Source organism: Streptomyces sp. WAC07094, from assembly GCF_036320405.1.
Lineage (GTDB): Bacteria > Actinomycetota > Actinomycetes > Streptomycetales > Streptomycetaceae > Streptomyces > Streptomyces lannensis.
The window spans coordinates 8,306,259-8,329,112 of sequence record NZ_JAVMJZ010000001.1; the positions used below are offsets into that span (position 1 = coordinate 8,306,259).

At 68.5% G+C, this 22,854-nt stretch carries 22 protein-coding genes; 7 read left to right on the forward strand and 15 right to left on the reverse strand.

Annotated elements, in window-relative coordinates:
* Positions 1-139: 139 nt before the first annotated feature.
* From RCR19_RS37280 to RCR19_RS37295, 4 genes are all read right to left on the reverse strand, one after another.
* Positions 140-823: a GNAT family N-acetyltransferase gene (locus RCR19_RS37280; protein WP_331269159.1), complete on the reverse strand. Its 684-nt coding sequence runs from the start codon at positions 821-823 to the stop codon at positions 140-142.
* Between the two features lie 600 nt (positions 824-1,423).
* The gene (locus RCR19_RS37285; RefSeq protein ID WP_331268581.1) at positions 1,424-2,611 is read right to left on the reverse strand and encodes an IS4 family transposase; all 1,188 of its coding nucleotides are present in this window, start codon (positions 2,609-2,611) and stop codon (positions 1,424-1,426) included.
* Between the two features lie 56 nt (positions 2,612-2,667).
* Positions 2,668-3,141 (reverse strand): MEKHLA domain-containing protein, encoded by a 474-nt coding sequence (locus RCR19_RS37290; protein WP_331269160.1) that lies wholly within the window; start codon positions 3,139-3,141, stop codon positions 2,668-2,670.
* Between the two features lie 519 nt (positions 3,142-3,660).
* Positions 3,661-6,021 (reverse strand): GH92 family glycosyl hydrolase, encoded by a 2,361-nt coding sequence (locus RCR19_RS37295; RefSeq protein WP_331269161.1) that lies wholly within the window; start codon positions 6,019-6,021, stop codon positions 3,661-3,663.
* A 459-nt stretch (positions 6,022-6,480) separates the two neighbouring features.
* On the opposite strand from RCR19_RS37295, the gene RCR19_RS37300 reads away from it, so the two are divergent.
* A complete protein-coding gene (locus RCR19_RS37300) occupies positions 6,481-6,693 on the forward strand; it encodes a hypothetical protein (RefSeq protein WP_331269162.1) in 213 nt (70 codons plus the stop codon).
* Between the two features lie 332 nt (positions 6,694-7,025).
* A complete protein-coding gene (locus RCR19_RS37305; protein WP_331269163.1) occupies positions 7,026-7,493 on the forward strand; it encodes an SRPBCC family protein in 468 nt (155 codons plus the stop codon).
* A 441-nt stretch (positions 7,494-7,934) separates the two neighbouring features.
* Here the strand turns inward: RCR19_RS37305 and RCR19_RS37310 are convergent, their stop codons facing one another.
* The 6 genes from RCR19_RS37310 to RCR19_RS37335 all read right to left on the reverse strand — a co-directional run bounded on the left by RCR19_RS37310 (position 7,935) and on the right by RCR19_RS37335 (position 13,308).
* Positions 7,935-8,126, reverse strand: coding sequence for an antitoxin (locus RCR19_RS37310; protein WP_331269164.1), 192 nt, complete (start codon positions 8,124-8,126; stop codon positions 7,935-7,937).
* Between the two features lie 312 nt (positions 8,127-8,438).
* Positions 8,439-8,735 (reverse strand): hypothetical protein, encoded by a 297-nt coding sequence (locus RCR19_RS37315; RefSeq protein ID WP_331269165.1) that lies wholly within the window; start codon positions 8,733-8,735, stop codon positions 8,439-8,441.
* A gap of 183 nt (positions 8,736-8,918) precedes the next feature.
* Positions 8,919-9,503: a hypothetical protein gene (locus RCR19_RS37320; RefSeq protein WP_331269664.1), complete on the reverse strand. Its 585-nt coding sequence runs from the start codon at positions 9,501-9,503 to the stop codon at positions 8,919-8,921.
* Positions 9,504-9,507: 4 nt separating this feature from the next.
* Positions 9,508-11,046 (reverse strand): VWA domain-containing protein, encoded by a 1,539-nt coding sequence (locus tag RCR19_RS37325; RefSeq protein ID WP_331269166.1) that lies wholly within the window; start codon positions 11,044-11,046, stop codon positions 9,508-9,510.
* Complete coding sequence (locus RCR19_RS37330; RefSeq protein ID WP_331269167.1) at positions 11,043-12,221, reverse strand: toxic anion resistance protein; 1,179 nt, start codon at positions 12,219-12,221, stop codon at positions 11,043-11,045. The genes RCR19_RS37325 and RCR19_RS37330 overlap by 4 nt, the downstream gene beginning before the upstream one ends.
* A gap of 13 nt (positions 12,222-12,234) precedes the next feature.
* Positions 12,235-13,308 (reverse strand): hypothetical protein, encoded by a 1,074-nt coding sequence (locus tag RCR19_RS37335; RefSeq protein WP_331269168.1) that lies wholly within the window; start codon positions 13,306-13,308, stop codon positions 12,235-12,237.
* 284 nt (positions 13,309-13,592) lie between these two features.
* Here RCR19_RS37335 and RCR19_RS37340 point away from each other — a divergent pair, with 284 nt between their 5' ends.
* From RCR19_RS37340 to RCR19_RS37350, 3 genes are all read left to right on the forward strand, one after another.
* Positions 13,593-14,195: a helix-turn-helix domain-containing protein gene (locus RCR19_RS37340; RefSeq protein WP_331269169.1), complete on the forward strand. Its 603-nt coding sequence runs from the start codon at positions 13,593-13,595 to the stop codon at positions 14,193-14,195.
* Positions 14,192-15,520, forward strand: a complete 1,329-nt coding sequence (locus tag RCR19_RS37345) for an MFS transporter (protein WP_331269170.1) — start codon at positions 14,192-14,194, stop codon at positions 15,518-15,520. Before RCR19_RS37340 ends, RCR19_RS37345 begins: the two co-directional genes overlap by 4 nt.
* 146 nt (positions 15,521-15,666) lie before the next feature.
* Positions 15,667-16,041: a hypothetical protein gene (locus RCR19_RS37350; RefSeq protein WP_331269171.1), complete on the forward strand. Its 375-nt coding sequence runs from the start codon at positions 15,667-15,669 to the stop codon at positions 16,039-16,041.
* Between the two features lie 123 nt (positions 16,042-16,164).
* Here the strand turns inward: RCR19_RS37350 and RCR19_RS37355 are convergent, their stop codons facing one another.
* Positions 16,165-16,494, reverse strand: coding sequence for a hypothetical protein (locus RCR19_RS37355; RefSeq protein ID WP_331269172.1), 330 nt, complete (start codon positions 16,492-16,494; stop codon positions 16,165-16,167).
* 134 nt (positions 16,495-16,628) lie between these two features.
* The gene (locus RCR19_RS37360; protein ID WP_331269173.1) at positions 16,629-17,159 is read right to left on the reverse strand and encodes a YbhB/YbcL family Raf kinase inhibitor-like protein; all 531 of its coding nucleotides are present in this window, start codon (positions 17,157-17,159) and stop codon (positions 16,629-16,631) included.
* Between the two features lie 470 nt (positions 17,160-17,629).
* Between RCR19_RS37360 and RCR19_RS37365 the strand changes: the two genes are divergently transcribed.
* Complete coding sequence (locus RCR19_RS37365; protein ID WP_331269174.1) at positions 17,630-18,703, forward strand: NAD(P)-dependent alcohol dehydrogenase; 1,074 nt, start codon at positions 17,630-17,632, stop codon at positions 18,701-18,703.
* Between the two features lie 47 nt (positions 18,704-18,750).
* Here the strand turns inward: RCR19_RS37365 and RCR19_RS37370 are convergent, their stop codons facing one another.
* Together RCR19_RS37370 and RCR19_RS37375 are read right to left on the reverse strand one after the other, a co-directional pair.
* Complete coding sequence (locus tag RCR19_RS37370) at positions 18,751-19,911, reverse strand: SpoIIE family protein phosphatase (RefSeq protein WP_331269175.1); 1,161 nt, start codon at positions 19,909-19,911, stop codon at positions 18,751-18,753.
* A 406-nt stretch (positions 19,912-20,317) separates the two neighbouring features.
* Entirely contained in the window at positions 20,318-21,133 is an 816-nt protein-coding gene (locus RCR19_RS37375; protein ID WP_331269176.1) for a helix-turn-helix transcriptional regulator, read from the reverse strand.
* A gap of 71 nt (positions 21,134-21,204) precedes the next feature.
* On the opposite strand from RCR19_RS37375, the gene RCR19_RS37380 reads away from it, so the two are divergent.
* Positions 21,205-21,921, forward strand: a complete 717-nt coding sequence (locus RCR19_RS37380; protein WP_331269177.1) for an SDR family oxidoreductase — start codon at positions 21,205-21,207, stop codon at positions 21,919-21,921.
* Between the two features lie 188 nt (positions 21,922-22,109).
* Here RCR19_RS37380 and RCR19_RS37385 read toward each other — a convergent pair whose 3' ends face one another.
* A complete protein-coding gene (locus RCR19_RS37385) occupies positions 22,110-22,820 on the reverse strand; it encodes a hypothetical protein (RefSeq protein WP_331269178.1) in 711 nt (236 codons plus the stop codon).
* Between the last annotated feature and the right edge of the window lie 34 nt (positions 22,821-22,854).

Consider the following 22,854-nt stretch of genomic DNA (forward strand, 5'->3'; position numbering starts at 1 on the left):
TCGGCCATCCACGCGGCCTTCCGGCTGGTCGGTGCCGGGTGGATGACATGGCTCAGTCGAAGCGGTTCGCCGCGAACCTCCACGAAACCACTGGTGGCCAGCTCCTGCTCGACGGGGCCCTCGCACAACGAGTCACGTCCTACCCGATGGCGGGAACCGCCGGCCCCCGGGCGATCAGGACGTCGGCTTTGTGGTGCCAGCCGAGGGAGGAGTACAGGCGCTGGCCTTCCTCGCTGGCAATGAGAAGACCAGTGCGGGCGCCTTGGGACACGGCGGCCTCCGCCAGAGCGCTCATCATGGCGCGACCCAGGCCGCGCCGGCGGTGCGCCGCGTCCGTCTCGATGCGATCGGCGATCGCATCATCGCCGACCACGGCGATGGATCCGCGCGCTGCCACCTCTCCGGAGGGGGCGTGGAGGGAGACGAGCGTGACCGGTCCCTCCGTGCGCACCTCGCGCTCGTACGGCGCGGCAGGCTCGTGCCGCGGGTGCTCGGTCAGATCAGTCGTCATGAACCACTCCGACCGGTGGAGCACCTCCAGTCCGGCGGCGTCGACGACGGCCTCGACTGTGCCTGGGTGCAGCGTAGGCACCGTGAGCCAGGTGATCTCCCGTGCGGCGGCGACGGCTGCCGCCAGTCGTGCCAAGGAGTCCGGGTCCTCGTCCGCACGCAGTGCGAACACCTCGACCTCGCGGCCGGGTTGGGCGCACTTGGATCGCAGGCCGTCCCCGGCGGGCTCGACCTGCTCGGCCTCGGGCAGGGAGCGGGCGACGGTCCAGCCGTCCAGCCAACGTCGTATGAGCCCTGATTCGATCTTCGTCATCCGGCGATTAGAGCATGACCGCAATCGGTGGGCCGGTGAATAAACGTCGCCGTTGGCCGCTGCCACCGACCGACGCGGCCCTCCATCTGCCGGTCGGTCCCGTCAAGGGGGCCTCCTCGGCCGACCAGAGGTCCGCCGTCAACCCTGGGTGAGCGCGCTGTCACGCTGTCCGATGGGCGCTACGCGGAAGGCTGGGGCGGGGTGCCACCTGGAGGACGGTCCAGTGCTGCTGACAACCGACGTGTCGGTATTCGGGCGGTCACGTCCCGTACGGCACGTCCGAAACGTAGGGCCGTGAGGGACGTACCGTGTGGCGGTCGCCCCGGGGTACCAGGCCGGGACGGCCGTGGTAGCGGAGGTCGCAAGGGACCCTAGGCGCAATGCCGTTGCTTTTACGGGTTCGCCGGTTGGGGTCTTATGACGAGGACGGCTTGCGTGCCGGTGCGGGTCGGCTGCGGCCAGGCACGATGCTCGGCTCGTCTGAGGTGGTAGTTGGACATCTTGCGTTTCACGACGCGGGGCTGGCTGCGGAGCCGTCTGACAGGCAGGAGTCGTTCCAGGAGGTCCTGCTCGAGCATCACCAGTGCTCTGACCAGGAGGTCAGGGGGAAAAACTGCCCGGCGTGACGGTCACGCTGCGCCGGGCAGAGCGCAGGGTCTCGGTGAAGGAAACCCGATCAGGGTCCAGGCCACGGGTGGCAGCCGTTCTCAGCATGAGCTCGCGCAGTGCGTGGTGGACCAGGAGGTGTGCCCAGATCTGCTGACGGACACCTTCGGGTGTCTTGCTGCTGAGGACGACGCGTGCGCCGCGCTGGTGTGTCTTGATCTCGGCGAAGACGGACTCGATCTCCCAGCGCTCGCGGTAGAGCGCGGCCAGTTGCCGGGCCGGATACCGTCGGGCGTCCAGCAAAGTGGTGACCAGGCGGTATCCGTCACCCCCGTCCGCGCCAGCCTGTTCTTTGACCCGGTAGGCCAGGACACGCACCACGACCGGCTGATCCCGGGCGGGGCCACTGCTCGCCCGGATATGAGAGAGCCACGACCCGTCACGGAACTGCCTGATCACCGGCAGGACGCGGTTGGCGGGCACTCGCCACAGCAGGTCGGCGCCGGTCGCGGTGAACGCCTGCCACAACGGGACTCCGAGGAACTCACGATCGGCCAGGACGAGCTGACCCGGGCCGACCGACCGGGGCAGGCGGGCGACCAGGGTGACTTCCCCGGTGCGGCAGCCGGCGAGTTCCGCATCCAGCACCGCATGACTGCCCACCTCCACCAACGCCGCCATCCGCACCTGCGGGAACGCACTCCTGCCCGACCCGCGGCCACTGCCGGGACGTCCGAAAGCGGCTTCGTTCGCCTCGCTGTCCGCGACGTCCCAGCAGGTTCCGTCGACGGCCAGCAGCCGTAAGTCCCGCCAGAACGCACCGGGAGTCGCCTCAGTGGCCATCGGCTTCGCGGTCGCGGCGAACAGCACCCGCAACGGTTCAGAGCCCAGGCGCTCCCGAGCCCTGAACAGCGAGGACTTCGCCGGAACACGCCAGGTACCCAGCAGGCCCACACCCCGCAGTCCCTCGACGAGGTGCCGCATCACTTCCAGATACGGAGCAGGCGAGAACAGGGCCAGCCCCAGCACGAAGTACACCACCAACCGGGCGGGAAGCAGCCGCTGACGCTGCTCAGAACGCCCACACGCGGCCACCACCCGATCCACCAAACCTGGCGGATACACCCAGGTCAACAAGCCAAGACCCGATAAGTCAGACACACTCGCAGCCACCCGAACCACCCCCGAGACCCACTGCCAAGCAGACTACGCCCACAGCAAAGGCAACGGCATTGACCCTAGGCGTCCGACCAGGAGTGGAAGACGGCGGCCTGGCCGTGGTGGACACCGTCGGCGTCCGTCACGTTCCACATGGTGACGTCCTCTATCCAGAAGCGTCCGCCCGTCCTGGTCCGGCGCAGACCTCGATATCCCGAGGCGTAGCCGTTGGCGGCCACTGACGCGATGAACGAGTCGCGACCGGGCTGGTCGTGAGGTGCCGCGGACAGGCGCGAGGGCAGCGCGATGAACTCCTGCCAGGTGTATTCGAAGCGCTGCTGCGCGGTGCGATTGGCGTAGACGAACACCGGATCGTCGGCCGTGTCATGGACGAGCAACCCGAACGGTGCCTGCCGGTACAGCCACTCGGCCGCCTCCTCGTCCGAGGACCAGGCGGGCGGGCACAACGGCCGGCCCGTCTGCCGTTCGTAGCTGGACAGCAGGAGCCGGGAGAGGGCCGGATTCGCTCCGTCCGGCAGATTCTCGTGGTGCATTGATCCTCCGTGCGCGGCCCACCCGTCCCGGGCGCCTGACCGAGAAATCGAACAAGTCGATAAACATGATGCATGTGCGAAGTGGGGCGTCCTCGAGCGGGGTGCGCCGTTCCGACCGGTCGTCGACTCGGCATGGCTTTCGAACCATCGGGTGTCACGTTCGCAAAGGGGCATTGTGGCCGAGGAGGACCGTTCTGCCGGGCGAGCGTGGCGCTGCCGGGATGTTCGGCCGGTCGCAGGGGGTGATGTGCGCGGGGTCGGCCGGATCCGGCGGGAGCCGGTTGAGAAGACGATCACCTTTCGGCTTCGTGCGCGCCGGTCAAGGCGCTGCACTGCCGAAAGCCGACGGGCCGACCCCGCTACGGCCCATCGTTGTGCATTCTTTTAGTTGTTGCAAGTTATGTGCAATAAAGCTATGGCGTGTCCCCGGTTCGCAGCGCGGGGCCCCACGAAGAAGGGATCAGCAGAGGGGTGAAGCCCGGGTGCGGCCCCTCGTGGCGAGCGGCCGCACCCGAAAGCTCAGTTCCCGGCCATGGCGGGCGGGGCGGCATTGGCGCCCCAGTTCGTCGGCTTGTCGGAGAGCTTGATCTTGATCGTGCCGGAGCGCAGCAGGTCCTTGTGGGAGAGCCAGCTCTGGCGCAACTTGCCCTTGCCCGTGTCTACGGATGACACGTACTGGAGCTGGGATGCGTCGGCGCCCGGTGCCTCGATGGTGATCGTGCGTCCGTGTTCCGGCCGGATCTGGACCTTGTCGAACATGGGCGCGGTGATCACGTAGTTGGCTGCGCCGGGCTGGGCCTCGAAGATGCCGGCCATGGCGAAGACGAGCAGCGACGAGGTGGCGCCGAGGTCGTCATTGCCGGGCATGCCGTACACGCTGTCGGTGAAGAGCGTTCGCATCGCGCGCAGCACGGCCGAGGTCTTCCACGGCGCGCCGGTCCACGTGTACATCCACGGAGCGTGGAAGTCGGGCTCGTTGTTGGGGTTGAAGGCGAAGTTGTTGTGGTAGTCGTAGGCGCCGGTCACCCAGGAGTCCGAAGCGGCCTTCGCCGGATCGGTGAGCACGGTCGGCATGTCGAAGAACTTGTCGAGTCGCTGCTCGGCCTGCGCCTGACCGCCCATGAGTCCGAAGAGGGTCTGCGGGTCCTGCTGGGCGAGCCACTGGTACTGCCACGCGGTGCCCTCGTGGAACGGGGCGGTCTGGGTGGGGTCGGGGTTGCCCGCGACGGTGCCGTCCGCGTTCTTGGCGACCGGGAACCCGGAGAAGCCCTGTGAAGTGACGGCGGGGTCCCAGAGCTTGGAGAAGTTGTCGCAGCGCGAGGCGAGCGTCGCGGCCTTGTCCTGGTAGCCGAGGCCGTCGGCCATCGTGGACAGGGCGCAGTCGGCGAGTGCGTACTCGAGTGTCGCCGAACCCGCCTGGCGGCTGTCCCCGTACTTGTACCCGGGCAGGTTCTGGTAGGCGACCCAGCCGTTCTGGACATACGTCGGGTTGCCGTCACGGCCGCGGAATATGGACTGGTCCGCGGGGACGTCGTTGACGTTCTTCCAGAGCGCGTCGAACAACTGCCGTGCGGTGGCCTTGTCGAGCAGCCCCCGGTTGTAGATGTCGACGATCCACGGAGTGATCGGGTCGCCGCTCATCACGTTGGTCTCGCTGTTGCCCAGCGCCCAGCGCGGTAGCCAGCCACCGTCCTGATAGATGTGCAGCACGGACTTGGCCATGTCGGCGGCCTTGTCCGGGTTCAGCAGTGCCACCAACTGGTTCTGCGAACGGTAGGTGTCCCAGAGCGAGAACATCTGGTAGTAGGTGGAGTCCGCGCGGTGCACCTGGTCGTCGAAGCCGCGGTAGCGCTTGTCGACGTCGGACCCGATCGACGGGTGCAGCAGCGAGTGGTAGAGCGCGCTGTAGTACGTGCGTTGATCGGCGGTGCTGCCGCCGGCCACACGCATGCGGTTCAACTCGTCCTTCCAGGTGGTGTGCGCCGCGGTGCGGGCCCTGTCGAACGACTTCGGCTGCTCCGCCTTGCGGTTGAGGCGCGCGCCGTCGATCGAGGTGTAGGACAGACCCACCGAAGCACCGACCTGGTCGCCCTTGGCCGGGTCGAACGTCACCCAGGCACCGGCGCGCCTGGTGCCACGTGAGGCGTCACGCTGGTTCGGGGTCAGCGTGCCGTCGCTCCATGTGCCGAAACTCGAGAACGTACGGTCGAACGTGGCACTGAAGAAGATCCGGTAGCGCTCCTTGCCGGTCTCACCGCAGAAGTTGCCGCCCTGGAGCCAGCCCTCGACGGTGTTGTCGCCGACGACGTGGACGTCACCGGCGTAGGTGCTGCCGTTGCTCTGCCCGACCTCGATGAGCACGTTCTCGGCGCCCGACCCGGCCGGGTAGGTGTAGCGGTGCTGGCCGGTCCGCTGTGTCGCGGTGAGCTCGGCCTGGATCCCGTTGTCGAGCTTCACACCGTAATAGCCCGGCGCACGAGTCTCGTTGTCGTGGCTGAACTTCGCACCGTACTGAGCCGGGTCGGACGACGTGACCGCGCCCGTGGTCGGCATGAACCGGAAGTTGCCCATCGTCTGGCAGCCGACACCGGACAGGTGCGTGTGACTGAAGCCGAGGATGGTGTCCTGCTTGTAGTCGTACGACGCGTACTGGTTCAACTGTGTGTCGGGACTCAGCTGCACCATGCCGAACGGCACGGCGGCGCCCGGGAAGGTGGTTCCGTCGCCGTTGTTGCCGATGGACGTGTCGACCAGCGTGGTGGGATCGTCGGCGAACCTCGGGCCCTGCGCCCTGGAGTTCGCGACGCCGGAGGTGGCTGAGGCGGCGACCACGGTGGTGGCGAGCAACAAGGCGGTGAACACGCGTTGCAACGCTCTCATCGCGTTCCTTTCTTGCGACAACGTTGTCAATCTCGCGCCCTCGATCTTTGTCCTTCGAGTGGTGTCCCGTCAATGCATCGTCGGTCTCCACTGGTTCGCCCCGGTATGGTGTCAACTGCCGGGATCATGGAGCCACATGAGAGGCTGCGCGCGGTAGGAATGAGACGATTGCGATGTTCGGTTGGTCCACGTCCGGCTGGGGGAGAGGTGCCGGTCGACGGCAGATCCTGTTGCAGCGGCGCCGATCGGATGTACTCGACCGTAGGCGCGACTCCATGATCCAATGCCGTGGCGGAGCCTGACCGGGGCGGTTTCAACCCATTCCCGCGTGATGTGGCGGACCCGACGCATCAGGGATTTCCCCCGGGCGTGACCCTGACCGGAGTCCGTCGGTCATGTCGCGCAGCGGAGGGGCGTCGTCGGCGTGCGTGAATCGAGCGCGAGCGCGAGGCTGGATGTGTGGCTGAACGTCGTGTGATCGTGTATCCACCCTCGGAGACGGGCGGTCGACGGGTGCGTGCGGACGGGGCCGTCCTCGGCACCGCGTATTCGCTCCAGGAGCTGGCGTTCTTCTTGCAGAACCAGGGCATCATGGATCAGGACGAGCAGTCCGTCAGGACATGTGACCTGATCGAGTGGCGCGGTGGTGGGCCGGACGTGTGGGAGCACTGAGCGCACCCGCGGGTCGGCGATGGAGGCTCACCTCCCACGCCGAGGTGGCCGAGGCGGGGTCTCCTGGCCGGCCTCTCCTTCGATGAGGACGAGCTCGAGCGGGCGCTCCGCGAAGCATCGGCACATGGGTCTACTACTGGGCACTGCCCGCCTGCCGGTTGGCGCCTCGGGCATCGGACGGCAGCCCGTGTTCAAGGTGCTCGACATGAGGCGCGCGGCTAGGGTCGAAAAGCACCTCAAACAGCCGTGCAGGCCATCCGTACCAGACGCTGCGGCCGTCCACTTCGGCCCCGCACCGATGGGTGGCCTCTTCCTGAAGGAGCGTGGTCGGCGTGGCCCGGAATCGCCGTCTGATCCTGAGCTCGCCGTCCGAGGTCTGGAGCCTGCTCTCCGACGGTCACCGGTACAGCGAATGGGTAACGGGAAACCAGCAGGTCCTCGCGGCCGACCCGCACTGGCCGGATGTTGGTGCACATCTGCAACTCCGGGTAGGTGTCGGCCCCCTGGCTCTTGAGGACACCTGTGTCGTCCGGGTCTCCGTACCGGAACAACGTCTGGAGCTGGAAGCCAAGGCAGGCCCCTTCGGTGCGGCCCGCATCGCCATGAACCTGATCCCCTGGGGCGAGAACACCCTCCTGATCCTTGACTGGCACCCCCTGCGGGGGCCGGGCACCAGGATGCACGGGGTCCCCGTGGACTACATCATGGCAATCCGCAACGGCATGATGCTGACGAAGCTCGCTCGGATCGCGGTGCGCGAGCATGGCAAGAGGGACAGCGGTACCCCGGTGAAGCTGTGACGGGCATTCGAGCCGACAGCCCGGCGTATTCTGCCGTCCTCTACGTGCTTGGCGGTCCTCTACGTGCTTACAGCGCCCCCTGCGCGAGCAAGCAACGCCGCCCAGCGCAAGCACCCCGTGGCGCGAGTAGGGCGTCCGCCGGGGCGGACGCCCTACTCGCTACAGCCCGGTCACGTGAAACCCGGCGGGGAACATCCGCCCGACGTACCACAGGCAATGCGGTACCGCACTCCGGGACGCGTTGGGTCCGCCTGGAGCGGCGACGGCATCGAGGTCGTCGGCGCATGATCCAGGGTCATGCCGACCCGGCGCCGACCCCGGGCTGCCACGAAGCCGGCGGCAGCTGCCACAGCAAGGATCTCGGAAGCCCAAGGGCATCGAAGACGCAAGCCACGACCGCACTTCTCCGCTGCGACGGGCGCTCACTGACGACGTCCTGAGCTACCGCTGTGGCGGGTTGTCCCGACCTCGTTCGCCGAACTGGTCCCTCATCTTGTCCTGGGCCGTGTCGACCTGGCTCTGGTACTTGTTCTGTGTCCTCTCATCGACGTAGTCCCCCGCCTTGTCGATGGTCTGGTCCGATTGAGCCTCGTGGCCCCGCAGCATCTGCTTGAGCTTGTCCATCACGGACATCGTGGTCCTCCTCGAAGCAGTGGTTCCGCGACCACTCCAGGATCACCCTCCATGGCGTGAGCTGCATCTGCTGCGTTCTTACCCCTGTGCCTTTCAAGGCCGGGATACTGATCAGACCGGCATGACGGGCTCTCCGGAACGCCTCACGGTGTCGTAGCCGACCGCGGTCGCCCCGGACTCCTCGCCGGCGTCCATGGCGTACGAGCCCGCTGAAGACGGCGTATGAGGGCGTATGAGACCTCCGGGCGAGCACGATCCCAGGAGTCCGACAGACGGCCCGCGGAGTTCCCTGACGGCGGCCTTGCCGACAGATCAATGCTTCTGTGTCGCCACCCCGGCGAACAGGACGGTCGCCGCACCGAGGAGGAGCAGGTAAACGGACCCGGCGACCCAGAGCCGCAGGGCCATCAACCCGCCGCCCGCCACCATCGCGGCACTCGCGCTGATCCATGCCGCTCGGCGCGCGGCGACCGCCGTGCGTCTACCGACGTTTCCGAAATCCTCACCCGAGAACAGGACGTGAGCCCAGTGCCAGAGGATGAACAGCCCTGACGCCGGAATGAGGGCGATCGCGACCAAGAGATCCAACCACCACGCCGGCTGCCGCATGTCCCCACCATGCCGCTGCCGGGGCGGATGCAACTGAGTATGCGTACTCATGTTGCGCCCCGACCCCGACTGAGGTGCGGTACACCGATTTCCGCCGCTGGAGTGCCGGCGAAGCCCGCATCGATGCTCCGAGACACCACAGCCCGGCGCGGCAGTGATGGGCGGAGCCCTCGGCGGTCTCGTCTAGTTGGAGCGGTCCTCCAGATAGCGGGTGTGGATCTCCTGGCGTCGTGCCTCGGTTTCGCGCAGGGCTGTGGCGAGCCGGCCCGCCTCGTCCTGGAGCAGGCCGAGCTGCCGGTCGAGATGGCGTTCCGGTGGTTCCTGCCCGGGCGCGAGACGGTTCCACCAACGGATGCGCACATAGGTGTCGACAGCTTCCGGTACGTCCTGCCGCACGACGCGGGAGAGCATGTGGACGCCCTCCGGGTCCTGCGCGAGGACCTCGGCGACCCAGCCCGGGTCGAGCAACGCGCCAATCAGCTCCGTCAGTTCGGTGAGCCTGCCCGAGGCGGCGGGCGGTAGCTCGACGTCGGCGAGATACACACGCAGCTTCTCGAAGTCGGAGCGCAGTTCGTCCAGTTGCGCCGACGGGTCGGGGAAGTCGGGTGGCGCCGGACGCTCCGGCGGCGCGATCAGGGCGCCCGCGCCGTAGAGGCCGGCGACCACGACGGGCCAGTACGCGCCCGCGACGCCGGTGAAGGTGAGCCCGAGGCCCACGATCCCACCGGCGCTCCCGAGGAGGTTCTTGCGGGATTCGACGTAGCGCATGAACCTACTGGTAGCCACGGATCTCCTCGAAGGCCCCGTCGAGCGAGCCCTTTTGGGCGTCGAAGAGACGGCCGCCGGTGAGTTCGGCGATGTGCTCCAGTTCCGTCTTGTCGGAGTCGCCGAACAGGATGGGGAAGACGGGGATGTCGCGCTGGTGGCCACTGAGACCGCGATGGAAGCCGTCGAACTCACCGGCCCTTGACCCGCTGGTGTTCTCACCGTCGGTCATCAGCACGATCGACGTGAAGGTGTCGCGGTCGTCACCGAGGTGCTCGTAGGCCTTTTCGAGCGATGTGTAGATCGCGGTGTTGCCACCGGCTTCGAGGGCTCGGGTGTCCGCGCGGATCGCGTCGAGGCCCCCTTGAGGATCGGTGGGCTCGACGATATGGGTGCGCACACTCTTCACCTCCGAGCCGAACGGCATCAACGTGACCTCTTCACGGTCGCGGAAATCTCCCGTGAGGTCCAGCAGGGCCGTCTTGAGCCGTTCGAGGCGCTCGCCCTCCATCGAACCCGAGGTGTCCAGCACGTACACCGTGCGGGAGGGCCGGCGGAGCTTGTTCTCGTACGAGTCGAGGAGCCGGTCGGCGACGGAACGGGTGCCCGGGAAGGGGAGTTCGCGGCGCCGGCTCGTGTCGAGCCCCGGGCCGGGCGCTACTGAGGCGACCACCGGGCGGCGGTGGGTGCGCTCGGTGATCAGCCGCTGTACGGCCGGGGTGCGCAGCGCCTCGGCGAGCCGGCGGACCTCGTCGCGTGTGTCGGGATCGGACGACGCCAGAGAGGAGAGTGGATAGTCGGCGGTGACGACGCCGTCGCGGGGGCGGATCACGGTCAGGCCCGGGATGCCCTTGAGGACGGACTCGTAGTTGAGCAGGGCGTCGACGTTGCCCCGGTGGGCATAGGCGGAGGCCAGCCAGCCGGACGACCCCGACGTCAGCTTCTGTCCCTTGAAGAACTCCTTGAGCTTCGGGGTGGCCTTCTCGACGTCCGCGTCGGTGAGGGCGGACTGGGCGCCGGACAGACCGGACGCCACGGAGATCAGTGTCGAGAAGCCCGAGTTGGAGCGGGCAGGATCGGTCATGCCGTACGTCAGCCTGCCGTCCTGCACGGCCTTCTCGATCTGCGACCAGGTGACGTGATCGGGTTTCCAGCCGAGGGAGCGCACGGTCTGGGCACGGACACCGATGGCCACCGGGCTGGACATGACCGGTGTCTCGGAGACGACCTTCTTGGCGGCGTCGGGGCGCAGCCGGAGATAGTCGTTGGAGGACAGCCAGAGGGCGTCGTATGCGCCGTCCGCCTTGCCCTTGGCGAGCAGGTCCACGGCATCGAGAGTGCCGATGTAGGTGGGGCGGACCGTGATACCGGTGCTCTTGCGGACCTGGTCGAGGACCGGGGCCATGTCGCTCAGTTCACTGGACGCGAGAACGCGGAGGGTGCCGGGCCGGGGCTGCGCCCCGTCGTCCTCGGACTGCTGGTGTTGTGTGGTGCAGGCCGTCAGCAGGAGGGCGAGGCCGGCGATCAGGGCGAGGCGTCGTCTCACGCGAGGCCTCCCTCCAGGGCACCCTGCGACCGGCTCCGCTGCAGGTACGCACTCGCCTGCTGCAGTTCCGACGTCAGCGACTCCACGGTGACCGCCATCGTCTCGGTCGCCTGGGCCTTGTAGGTGTCGATGGCGTCCAGGGTGCGATAGATCTGCTGGAAGGCCGAGCGGAGGGTCTCCGCGCCGACGGCCGGGTCCGCGGCGATGCGCTGGATCTCACCGCTCTGCGTGGCGAGCATCTCGGCGTTGCCGCGGATCAGATCCTCGGTCGTGCCGCGCAGGGCGTTGACCTGGTCGACGACCTTGCGCTGGTTGTCGAGGGCCGAGGCCAGCATCACGGAGATACGCAGGGCCGAGACGGTGGTGGTGGCCGCCCGGTCCACGCCCTTGATGAGCTCGTCGTTGTTGCGCCGTACGACGTCCATCGCGAGGTATCCCTGCGCGCACACCGCGAGCTGGGTCAGCAGGTCCTGGTGCTTCTGCCGGACGGGGAAGAGCACGTCCGCGCGGAGTGTGTCGGCCTGGGCCGGGTCGCTCGCCTCGACGCCGGAGATGTGCTGCTCGACCGCCGTGTCCAGGGCTTCGGTGAGCACGACGTACTCCTGGAGCTTGCCCATGGTCTCCCACAGGCGGACCCGCTCGGTCTGCAGGGCGGCGTTGTCGCGGCGCAGCTCGTCCTGACCGCCGCGCAGGGATCCCACGATCTTGTTCAAGGTTCCTTGTGCGGAGGCGTACTTGGCGACGTGGTCGCGCAGCTTGTTGCCGCCGGGGAGCCGGGAGAGGAACTTGCGCCCCTTGCTCGCCGGCATGTCGCGGGGGTCCAGGTCCTCCACCACGCGGCGCAGTTCGACGAGCGAGCCGCCGACCCGGGACTGGGCGTCCTCACCCTTTCCGGGCAGGCTGCGCACGGTGCGCTCAAGCATGCGGTTGGACTGTGCCGAGGCTGCACGCATGTCGCTTGCGCCCAGGGCCGTGATCTCCCCGATCTTCCCCGCGAATTCGGGCGAGCGGGCGTCGAGCGAGGCGAGCCCTTCGACGTAGCCGGCGGCCTTCCTGGCCATGTCGTCGCGGACGGAGTCGTCCAGCGGCACGAGCCCGGCGGCCTTCTCCCGGGGCACGGGTGCCACCGGCTCGGGCGGGGTGAGGGTCAATGCCTCGTTGTCGGTGTTCGTCATATGTGGTTCCCCCCTAGTTCCGGGCCCGGCGCGCCATCTCGTGCAACACCGCGGAGGTGGGCACGGGCACCTGCCGGATGCCGGTCAGTTTCTGGTTGATGTACGAGGCGAACGGGGCCGTGGCCGCCGTGAATTCGGCGCTGTCGCCCTGCGGCCGGAACCCGTGCCGCACAGCGAGCTTGCGCAACGCGGGGTCGGTGCTGAGCAGTTCACCGAGGTCGCGGCCGGCCTGCGTGAGCGGTACGACCGTGTGGTCGCTGTTGGCCGTCGTGTCCGGGTAGAGGACGGTGAGGTCGTCCACGCCCTGGCCGTCGTGGAGGAGGGCGGCCACCTGGGACTCGTACACGAGGACGAGCGGATTGCCGACACCGCTGACGAAGTCGCGGAACGCCGCGTCCGAGCTGGGTTGTTGAGCGCCTTGGACGCTGATCAGCTTGTGCATGAGTGGTGCCGTGCGGTCTACGTCGGACTTGCCGGCCGCCACGCGACCACCACCGGCCACGTAGCTCGCCGCGGCGAGATACAGAGCGCCCGAGTTGGAGGTCTCCGGGTCCGTGGTCGCGATGTACAGAGTTCCCGTCAACTCCGCATGCGACCGGGCCCCCTTGAGCTGCTGCCAGGTGCGGTCGTGGCGTGCCGCGTCGAGGTAGGCGGCCATGTGGAGGGTGCCGCGGTCATGGTCCAGGGTCGCGAGCCCGTTCGCGGCGAGCACCTGGGCGGAGCTGCGGTGCGCCACGACGACCAGCGGTGAGTAGAAGGGCCGCGGCAGGGGCTGCCGTGCGTGGTACTTGTCGGCCAGTGCGTCGGCCGGTGCCTGGCTGGAGGGGAAGGCGAAGTCGTACCCGTCCAGTTTGAGATCCTCCATGGCCCAGGAGCCGGAGGTCTCCGTCTTGACGGTGTAGCCCTTGGCGGCGAGGGCTTTCACCACGGCGGGATCGGCGAAGAAGTCGGCCTTCTCCGAACCGATCACTCCTCGCACGGTCTTCGTTGCCGTGCCCGTGTCCTTACCTTCACGGCCTGCTACGACGGCTGCCACCACACCGCCGATCAGCAGTACCGCGAGGACGATTCCTGCGATACGTCTCACGCGGGGGAGCGTGCTCTCGGAACCCAACGTTCCCCCCGTCAAAGGGTGAACGCCGGGTGACAGACACATCCCGGTATGCAACGGGAACAGACGGTTCCGCCAGGGGAGGGAACGGCGGGGCGTCGGGATGCCCTCAGGGGCACTGCAACGGTGCCCTGTTGGTCTTCCCAAGAGGATCGGCGCAGCAACTGCCGCGGCTCGTCCACAAGTTCCCGGGACGTCGTAGACGTCGTCCGATGCACAGGAGTTGACTCTCCAAGATTGTGAGAGAACACTCTCACATCATGGTGCAGGGAAATCGTCTGGGTGACATTGAGATCACCGATCCGAAAGCCATGCGGGCGCTGGCGCATCCGGTGCGGCTTGCTCTCCTCGAACGTCTGCAGCGGTACGGGCCCGCCACGGCCACGCAGTTGTCTCCGCACGTAGGTGCCACCCCCTCCGTGACCAGTTGGCACCTGCGCCACCTCGCGGGCTTCGGACTGGTCCGCGACGCCGAGGCGGGCGGGGACCGGCGGGAGCGGAGATGGGAGGCCGTCGCACGGGGATTCCGGTTCGAAGTCCCCGAAGGCGACGAGGGGCAGTCGGCCGCCCATGCGCTGTCCCGGCAGATGTTCGCCGGTGCCGCCGAGCTCCCTCACCGATGGCTGTCCGAAACCGAGCCGGAACTCGAGCCGCAGTGGCGGAGGATCGCGGGCCTGGCCAACACCCGGGTGGTCGTGACCGCCGAGGAACTCGCGGCCATCGAGGACGCGATGGAAGCCGTCCTCGCCCCGTATGTCATGCGCGATCCGGCACAGCGACCGCACGGCAGCCGTGATGTGCGGCTGTTGCGGTATTTCCTGCCGGAGGCGGCAGCAGAGGAGCGGAGAGGAGACACGGAGTGACCTCCACACCGGACACGGCACCCAAGGCATCCACGGCGCCCAGGGCGCCACTGTGGAGGGACCGGCGCTTCCTGCGCTTCTGGGCCGGACAGACGGTTTCGCAGTTCGGCGACCGGATCACCGAGCTCGCGCTGCCTCTGATCGCCGTGGCGGCGCTCAACGCCTCGGCCGGCCAGGTCGCATGGCTGACCGCGTTGATCTGGGCCCCGAATCTCCTTGCCATCGTGCTGGGCGCCTGGGTGGATCAGCGAGTCCACAAGCGACGCCTGCTGATTCTCGCCGATCTGATGCGGGCGGGCGTGCTGCTCACGCTGCCGGCCGCGTACCTCCTGGACGCGGTGACGCTCGGCCAGTTGTATGCGGTGGCAGTACTGACGGGCCTCGCCGGGGTGGTGTTCAACACCGCCTATCCGCCCTTCTTCGCCCACCTGGTGCCGCCGTCCTCCTACGTCGACGCCAACAGCAAGCTCAGCGCAGGCCGTTCGGCTTCCTTCGTCGGGGGACCCGCGCTCGGCGGTGCCCTCGTCCAGGCCTTCAGCGCGCCTCTCGCCCTGATCGCGGACGCACTGTCCTTTCTGGCATCCGCGGCGCTCATCGGCACGGTACGGGTCGACGAACCGGTCCAAGGCAACCTCGGGCCGACGGCGGACTCACTGCTGCACCGCGCCCGAGACGGACTGGTCTTCGTGGTCCGCCACCCGATACTCCGGGCAAGCCTGGGCTGTGCGACGACCGTCAACTTCTTCACCTTCCTCACAGGCACCGGTCTCATCGTGCTGTTCGCCGACCGGGTGCTGGAGCTGTCCGCGGGGACCATCGGACTGGCATTCGGCGTCGGGTCCATCGGGGCGCTGCTGGGCGCCGTGACCGCCCCGAGGATCTCGCTCCGGATCGGAGTGGGACGGAGCATCGCTGTCGGCGCGGTCCTGTTCCCCGCCCCCATCGCCATCATCGCCGCCGCCGGCGGTCCGCCATGGGCAGCCGCAGGGACGCTGGCCGGAGCCGAGTTTCTCGTGGGGTTCGGCGTCATGCTGTTCGACGTCAACCTCAACTCCCTCCAGACCGCGGTGACCCCGGACGGCATGCGGAGCCGCGTGGCGGGTGCGTACAGCACCGTCAACTACGGCATACGCCCCCTCGGTGCCGTGGTCGGAGGCGTGCTCGCCACCTTCTTCGGGCTGAGGGCGACGCTGGTCACGGCCGCCGTCGGAGGAGCGCTGTCGGTGCTCTGGCTGCTGAACTCCCCGATACCACGTATCCGGTCACTGGATCCCGGCGAACAACTCACCCTCCACGGCAGCGCCGAGAGAGCCGGTCGGTCATAATGCAATGACGAGATGGTGCTCGTGACCAGAAACTTTCCCCGCTGGACGTAACGTCAGGGCGCAAGGTGCCGTTGTTCGCAATGTTCGGCCCGATCGTGATCACGCTCCTCCTCGTCGTTGTCGGGGCGGTTCCGTATGCCTTGTGGGTGACCTGGAGGAAGCCCTCCGGGCCGGCCCGCTGGGCTGTGATCGGGATCGCAGCAACGCTCGCCGCCTACGGCGCCGGAACCGTCTACGGGCTCGCCTTCACGAACCCGCTCGACATATGCGGGGACAAGACCGGCGACGGCGTGTACATCGATGCCCGCCGGGACTACAGCCTGACATCGGTGGACGTGGACAGCTTCCCTCCGTCCGTCACCTGTCACTGGACCGGCGACCACAGCACCGAAGTGGTGTGGCCGTGGGCGGCGCCCCTGCTCTACGCAGGGCCGGCCTGCTCCGTCTTCTGCTTCGCCCGGCTGCTCATCAACCGCCACAAGCGCCGCAGGACTCCCCACGACCACGAGTTCGAGGCATAGACGGCTTCTCTCCGTCGCAGCCGGGGTCGAGGCCGCCCTGAGACTGCCGAAGGGTTGGCGTCAGGGGTTGCCGTCTCCGGCACGCGGCGTCCACGTGGGCGCGGACGGCGAAGCGTCGACGGCTCAGATCGAGATGACCATGAGCGTGGCGGTGGGGACCAATGTGCCGAGGAGGCTGAGCAGCCAATAGTGATGCGCTGCGAGCCGGGTCCGTCGGGCAAGGGGCCGGTTGGCCAGCCACCACAGAAGTGCACCCGCTGCGACGACGGGTCCGAATACCACCAGACCCACACCCAGGCCGTCGTTCTCGGTCGGCTCCCGCTCTGTCACTCCAAGGCCCGCGAGCGGCCAGTTCGCCGCGATGTACCACAACATCCAGATCGGAATCACGCCGGGAATCCCAAGCAGCACGTTCAGGCCCAGGGCCGAGTACCAACGTCCGGCCAACTCCACCCCTTCTCGTGATCACCTGCGGGAGACCGTACACCGTTGGTCGGCGTCACGACGTCGGGCGGGAAATCACAGTGGCCCGGCAGCCGTCGTCCAGCCGGCACCGGCACAGCTCATGGCGCCGGGCCCACGAACCTCTAGGGTCGCTCAAACGTGCCGTACATGGTCGCTCTCGCCAGTGCGTGGCTGAACAGGAGGAAGTCGAGGTAGGCGGGGGGCGTTTCCGCGGACACCTCCAGTGCTTCCACGTCGACGGCGTGCACCACGAGAAAGTAGCGGTCCGGGCCGTTGCCCGGCGGTGTCGCCGGACCGAGGTACCTTCTGCGGCCCGCGTCGTTGGCCAGCGTGATCGCGCCGCCGGGCAGATCCTTCCCGTCGCCCGCGCCGGCCGGAAGGTCGGTCACCGATGCGGGCAGGTTGGCCACCGCCCAATGCCAGAACCCGGAAGCAGTTGGGACGTCCGGGTCGAACATCGACACAGTGAAGCTCCGCGTCTCCTCCGGGAAGCCTGCCCAACTCAGTTGCGGCGAGATGTCCGATCCCCCCGCCCCCAAGATGCCGCTCACCTGCTCTTGGGCCAGTTGCCCGCCGTTGGCCAGGGACTCGGAGGTCACCGAGAAGGTGATGATCGGCGGCATGAAGTCGTAGGGGGCATAGGGCTTGATCATGGCAGTCCTCGGGAAGCGCCGGACCGGGTCGCTCTGTGTCAGGTTGCAGTCTGCTCCCGGGCGGCGTGGTCGAGACGCGTCGCGAGCCGTACTGGACCTGCTCAGGCGCCGGAGGGCCTGCGCCGACCGGCCGGTCCGGCCCAATCCACCGTATGACCACTTGACAAAACCGGCAATTCACCCATCCTTCGCGCTCTCGCTCGACCCTCGGAACGCAATGTCCCAACGGCGGAGGCATGCCATACACGGCGTTTCGCGAGCCCGCGGCCCGACCGCCGCCACCCGGCGAACACCCGCCAAAGCCGCTGCCGATCACCGGCACACCACCGGATGCGCCGCCGGTGGGGTCACGCGAACATGGTCATATCCGAAGCGGGCGAACTCGGTGACCGACACCTGACCCCGAGTCCTGCCCACGCTGCACGGCCCTGGCCGCATTTCCGCTTGCCGGCGAAAGCGAGGCACACGTGATGCAGATGAGAGCAGCCCGGATGCACGGATACCAGGAACCCCTTCGGATCGAAGAGGTCCCGGTACCTGAGATCGGGCCGGACGAGATTCTCCTGAAGGTGGCCGCAGTGGGCATGTGCCGCAGCGACTACCAGCTCCTCGACGGCTACTTCAGGGGACCGTTCCCGGTGGATCTCCCCTACATACCCGGTCATGAGGTCACGGGCCGAGTGGCGGACCTGGGCAGCGCCGTACCGTCGGCAGTGGGCTACTCAGAGGGTGACATGGTCGTCGTCAACCCCAGCTGGGGAGACGGTACGTGCCGGCAGTGCCGCGAAGGCAACGAGCAACTGTGCAGTGGCAACGGCAGGTGGGTGGGCTTCGGCCCTCCAGGGGGTTTCGCCGAGTACATGGCCGTGGAGCACCGGCATGCGATCCGGGTCTCCGAGGAGGCGGCGAAGACTCCCGAGCTCCTTGCCCCGATGACAGACGCCGGCATGACCCCGTACCGAGGCATGAGGAAGCTGCGGGACGCAGGCAAGCTCGGACCCGACCGCACTGTGGCGGTCACGGGCATAGGCGGACTGGGAAGCTACGGGATCCAGTATGCGAAGCTGCTCGGAGGCGGTGCGACGGTGGTGGCGTTCGCGCGCACGGACAGCAAACTCGACGTAGCCACGGAGAACGGCGCGGACCACGGGATCAACGTCAGGGACAAGTCAATCGAGGCCATTCAGGACGAACTGGAACGCCTCACCGGGCGGCGGACGGTCGACGCCATCCTGGACTGCGTCGGCAGCGAGGCGTCCGTCTCCATGGGATTCGATCTGCTGGGTCCCGAGGGGGCGCTTGCGGCGGTCGGCCTCATGAGCCACCGCGTGGAGCATCGTCAGTTCCCCTTCGTAGGGACGGAGTTGTCCTACCTCGGGTCCTTCTGGGGCAACCACCTGGACCTCGTCGAGGTGCTCTCACTGGCCGAGGCCGGACTCGTCAGACACAACGTCACCAAGGTCCGGCTCGAGGACATCAACGAAAATCTGGAAGCCCTGGGCCGCGGCGATGTCGTCGGTCGTCAGGTCATCGTCTTCGAGTGAGAAGGCGCGGCAGGGGCGGCGTATCCCCGTGGACGTCCCGGGCCCGTTCACAGGCGCACGATGACGAGGGCGGTGTCGTCGGTCACGCCTTCGGGCGGGAGCAGGTCGCTCAGCAGGGCGTCGGCGAGAGCCTCCGCGTCGGAGGCTCGCCGGTGGTGGGTCAGGCAGTCCGCGAGCCGTGCGACGCCGGTGTCGATGTCCTCGCGTCGGCGCTCGACCAAGCCGTCGGTGTACAGCGCGAGGAACGCGTTCTCGGTGAAGTCGATGGTGGCCTGTGGCCAGGCATCGTGTTCCAGGCGGGCGCCGAGCGGAGGGTGGGTGGCCTGGTCGAGGAATGACACGGTGCCGTCGCCGTGCAGGAGGGCCGGCGGCAGGTGCCCGGCACTGCTGTAGGTGATGTCGTGGGCGTCCCAGTCGACGAACGTGCAGGCCGCTGTGGCGTTCTCGGCGCCGGCGACGGACCGCGCGTACAGGTCGAGTACCTCCAAGGCCCGGGCGGGACCGGGGGCGACGCGGGAGGACGCGCTCAGTGCGCTGCGCAGTTGCCCCATGACACCGGCCGCGGACAGACCGTGTCCGACGACGTCGCCCACCGCGATGCCCAGACGATCGCCGGGCAGGTCGACCAAGTCGTACCAGTCACCGCCCACGTCCAGTGCGCTGCCTGCGGGCCTGTAGCGCACGGCCACCGGATGGCGCCCGGTCGGACGATGAGTGGGCAGCATGGCCTCCTGCAAACTCAGAGCGACCGCGCGGGCCTGGATCAACTCCGTGACTTCCTCGGCCCGGTGCAGCAGGAGCACCAACTGCCCATTGGAGTCGAAGACGGGAATGTTGGTCATGCTCCAGTAGCGGGCGTCCAGTGTCTCCGGCCGGCCGTGAGCCTCCGACCGGTCCTCGTCCCTCACCGCGGGTCGGTACAGCCCCTCCGGCTCGAAGCGCTGCACCTCCATGGCGTCGCACTCGCCAGTGTCGGCGACCCGGCGCAGTGACGCCTGGAGGTTGCGTACCACCGTCGCGCCCGCGCTGTTCGGGCTGGAGGCGAAATCGTCGGGCAGGTAGCGGCCGATCTCCTGGTCACGAGCGCGGCCGAGTATCCGCAGCCATTCCCCGTTGACGTCCGCATAGATCAACTGCGGGGTGAGGAGGGCCACTGCCCCTGGCAGGGCCTGGAACACCGCCTTGTAGTCGATCTCCGGTTCCGCCATGTCTGTCTCGCCTCGACGAACGGACCTTTTTCTCATGCTAGGCGCGCCGAGCCGAAGCGGCAGCACTTCCCTTGGGGCCGGGCCCTCCGGGCCCCACTCATGCTCCGAGTATCTGCGAGCTGGACCGTGGTCAGCCGCAATGTCCATCCCGCTCACCCGCTGGACCGTCACCTCAGCCGGAGCACCGAGCGGACCGCTCCTGCTGGTGGATCCCGGACGCGCCCCGCGCGGTGACCGGGATCCGCATCTGCCGCAACGAACGGATCCGGCGGTGCCTTTCCCCGGCACGGCTGGATCCACGTGCCTTCCGCGACGTCAACTCAGCTACCGCGCGCGGCCGCGCGCCCGCTCCGCGCCCGGACGGGCGACGGCCGCGGAGAACGGGAGGTCCGGCCTCCCCGCTGTTTCAGGCCGCCCGCGCGGCCAGGCTCCGCAGGGTCCGCGCGGCGGGTGATCCGGGGTCGGCCGTGATCAGGACGACCTCCTGATCATCCTCGGGTACGAGCAGGACGTCGCAGTTCAACCGAAGGACGCCGGCCTTCGGGTGGTCCAGTGTCTTGGTGCGGTGCCCGGGAGCGTGGACCGGACGCGTCTCCCAGATCCCTCGGAACTCCTCGCTTCCCGCGTGCAGTTCGGCGAGCATGGCGGTCAACTGCGCGTCATGCGGGTAGCGGTCGGCGGCGCGTCGCAGCCGGGCCACCACGATGTGCCCGAACTCCTCGGCGCTGGAGCTCTCGTGCATCCGCCCTTGACCCAGGAAGCGGCGCCGGGCCAGGTTTGTCGTCCCGCCTGCGAAGTCGCCGCCGAGCAGTGCCTGGGCCAGGGGGTTCCAGGCGACGACGTCGTACGCGGCGTCGGTGACGATGGCACCGGTCTCCGGCAGTCGCTCCAGCATCCGGATCACGTGTGGACGCACACCACGTACGGCGCTGGGGCCGGGCGGCACGCTCGATCCCGCCAGACGGAACAGGTGGCTGCGCTCGGCCGGTGTCAGGCGCAGCGCCTGGGCGAGCGCGTCCAGGATCCGGGCCGACGGCCGAGGTCCGCGGGCCTGCTCCAGACGCGTGTAGTAGTCGACCGACATATGGGCGAGCTCCGCCACCTCCTCGCGGCGCAGGCCCGGAGTACGGCGGACGGTGCCGGTCGCCCGGACGCCGAACTCGTGCGGTCGCAGTCCCGCACGGCGGTCGCGCAGGAAGCGGGCCAGCTCCTGACGTGCCATGCCGTCTCCTCCCACTGCCTGGTACAGGCTGTCCCTGGCAGGGCGGCCGGAGCCAGGCAACCGTAGTCCCCATGAACGATCGCACAGCACTGGTCACAGGTGCCAACAAGGGCATCGGCAAGCAGATCGCCCGGCTGCTCGCCGCCGAGGGCTTCACGGTGTACGTGGGCTCCCGAGACGCCGGGCGCGGGCAGCAGGCCGTCGAGGAGATCGGCGCCGGCGCCCGCCCGCTGGTCCTCGACGTGCGGGACCCCGACGGCATCGTGAGGGCGGCGGCTCAGGTGGAGCGCCTGGACGTCCTGGTCAACAACGCCGGGGTCTCGGAGTCACTGGACCTGCCTGCGGAAACCGACGTCGAGGAGTTCCGGCGTACGTACGAGACCAACGTATTCGGGGTGGTGGCGGTGACCAACGCCTTCCTGCCCGCCCTGCGCCGGTCCCCGCGCCCGCGCATCGTCAACATCTCCAGTGGCACCGCATCCCTGACCTGGAGTACGAACCCCAACCCCCAGTTCACCCCTGGAAGCGGTGGCGCCGCCGCCTACCGGTCGTCCAAGGCCGCCCTCAACGCCCTGACCGTGCTCTACGCCCAGACGCTGGCCGAGGACGGCTTCAAGGTCAACGCGCTCGCTCCCGGCCTGCGGGCCACCGACCTCAACCCCCGGGCCGCCGCTGCCGGCGGCGACCCGGCCGAGGCCGCGCAGGGGGCCGTCCGCCTGGCCCTGCTGCCGGACGACGGCCCCACCGGTGGCTTCTACTCCTGGGACGGAACGCCCGTGCCCTGGTGAGCGGGCTGGCACCCGTAAGCGACTCGTCGGGCGGCTGACCGGCGTACGCGTTCCCGACCGGCTCGATGTCAGGTCGCGCAAGGCACCTTCCGGATCATCCCCGCGGGCGCCGCGCGGGCTTCGGGGCCGCCGCATGACGGCCGTGGCGGTTGCGGTGAGGGCCTCGAGGGCGTCGACGGTTGCGGAGCTCAGGCCCCGGAGCCACCCGTCTCGGCTCCGGCGGCGGCGCGAGCGAGGGCAGCGAGGTGTTCGTGCAGCGGGTCGGCCGGCTCGGTGAGCTCCGGCACCGTGTCCTGCGCAGTACGCGGCAGATGTTCGCGCCGCAGCGTGGCGCACCGGGCGACCCCGGACACCTCGGTGGTGATCTGATCCATCTGGGCAGTCGACCAGGCGCCGCGGTACTCGGCCGGCTCGGCGTGCGACTGCTTGGCCGCGGCATTGAGGTGCTCCCTGACCTGGCGTGATCGTGCCCGTAGCGTGTCGAGGGCCGCCAGATCGGTTGCTCCGACGTCTGCGTAGCCGGTCAGCAGCTGGGGGAGCAGTCGGTCCTGGACCCGCAGCCATTCCACGAGCAGGCCCGGCAGCGTCCGGGTGGACCGTGTCGGCCACAGCAGGAAGACCAGTACGGCGAGTGCGGCGCCGACCACCGTGTCGGCGGCGCGTGCCCATGCCGTGGGCCCGGGCAGCCCGCCGACATGGTGGATCAGAAAGACGATCCAGCCGGTCAGCCACAGGTTGAGCATCAGCTGGCCGGTTCGCAGGGTCAGGAACGCGGCCGCGGCGAGCACCACCGCGACGACCGCGAGGCCGGTGGGGGACCAGTGCCACCAGCATCGCGCGGACCGAAGTCCGGGCCGACCTGCTTCCACGTAGACCCCGGACACGGCTTCCGTATGCACACCTTCACACTGTGGTCGAAGGCGGCCGGTCGGA

Coding starts and splice junctions, on each gene's coding strand:
- RCR19_RS37280 (WP_331269159.1), bottom strand. CDS start 823: ATGACGAAGATCGAATCAGGGCTCATACGACGTTGGCTGGACGGCTGG.
- RCR19_RS37290 (WP_331269160.1), bottom strand. CDS start 3,141: ATGCACCACGAGAATCTGCCGGACGGAGCGAATCCGGCCCTCTCCCGG.
- RCR19_RS37295 (WP_331269161.1), bottom strand. CDS start 6,021: ATGAGAGCGTTGCAACGCGTGTTCACCGCCTTGTTGCTCGCCACCACC.
- RCR19_RS37310 (WP_331269164.1), bottom strand. CDS start 8,126: ATGTCCGTGATGGACAAGCTCAAGCAGATGCTGCGGGGCCACGAGGCT.
- RCR19_RS37315 (WP_331269165.1), bottom strand. CDS start 8,735: ATGCGGCAGCCGGCGTGGTGGTTGGATCTCTTGGTCGCGATCGCCCTC.
- RCR19_RS37320 (WP_331269664.1), bottom strand. CDS start 9,503: ATGCGCTACGTCGAATCCCGCAAGAACCTCCTCGGGAGCGCCGGTGGG.
- RCR19_RS37330 (WP_331269167.1), bottom strand. CDS start 12,221: ATGACGAACACCGACAACGAGGCATTGACCCTCACCCCGCCCGAGCCG.
- RCR19_RS37340 (WP_331269169.1), top strand. CDS start 13,593: ATGGTGCAGGGAAATCGTCTGGGTGACATTGAGATCACCGATCCGAAA.
- RCR19_RS37360 (WP_331269173.1), bottom strand. CDS start 17,159: ATGATCAAGCCCTATGCCCCCTACGACTTCATGCCGCCGATCATCACC.
- RCR19_RS37365 (WP_331269174.1), top strand. CDS start 17,630: ATGCAGATGAGAGCAGCCCGGATGCACGGATACCAGGAACCCCTTCGG.
- RCR19_RS37370 (WP_331269175.1), bottom strand. CDS start 19,911: ATGGCGGAACCGGAGATCGACTACAAGGCGGTGTTCCAGGCCCTGCCA.
- RCR19_RS37375 (WP_331269176.1), bottom strand. CDS start 21,133: ATGGCACGTCAGGAGCTGGCCCGCTTCCTGCGCGACCGCCGTGCGGGA.
- RCR19_RS37380 (WP_331269177.1), top strand. CDS start 21,205: ATGAACGATCGCACAGCACTGGTCACAGGTGCCAACAAGGGCATCGGC.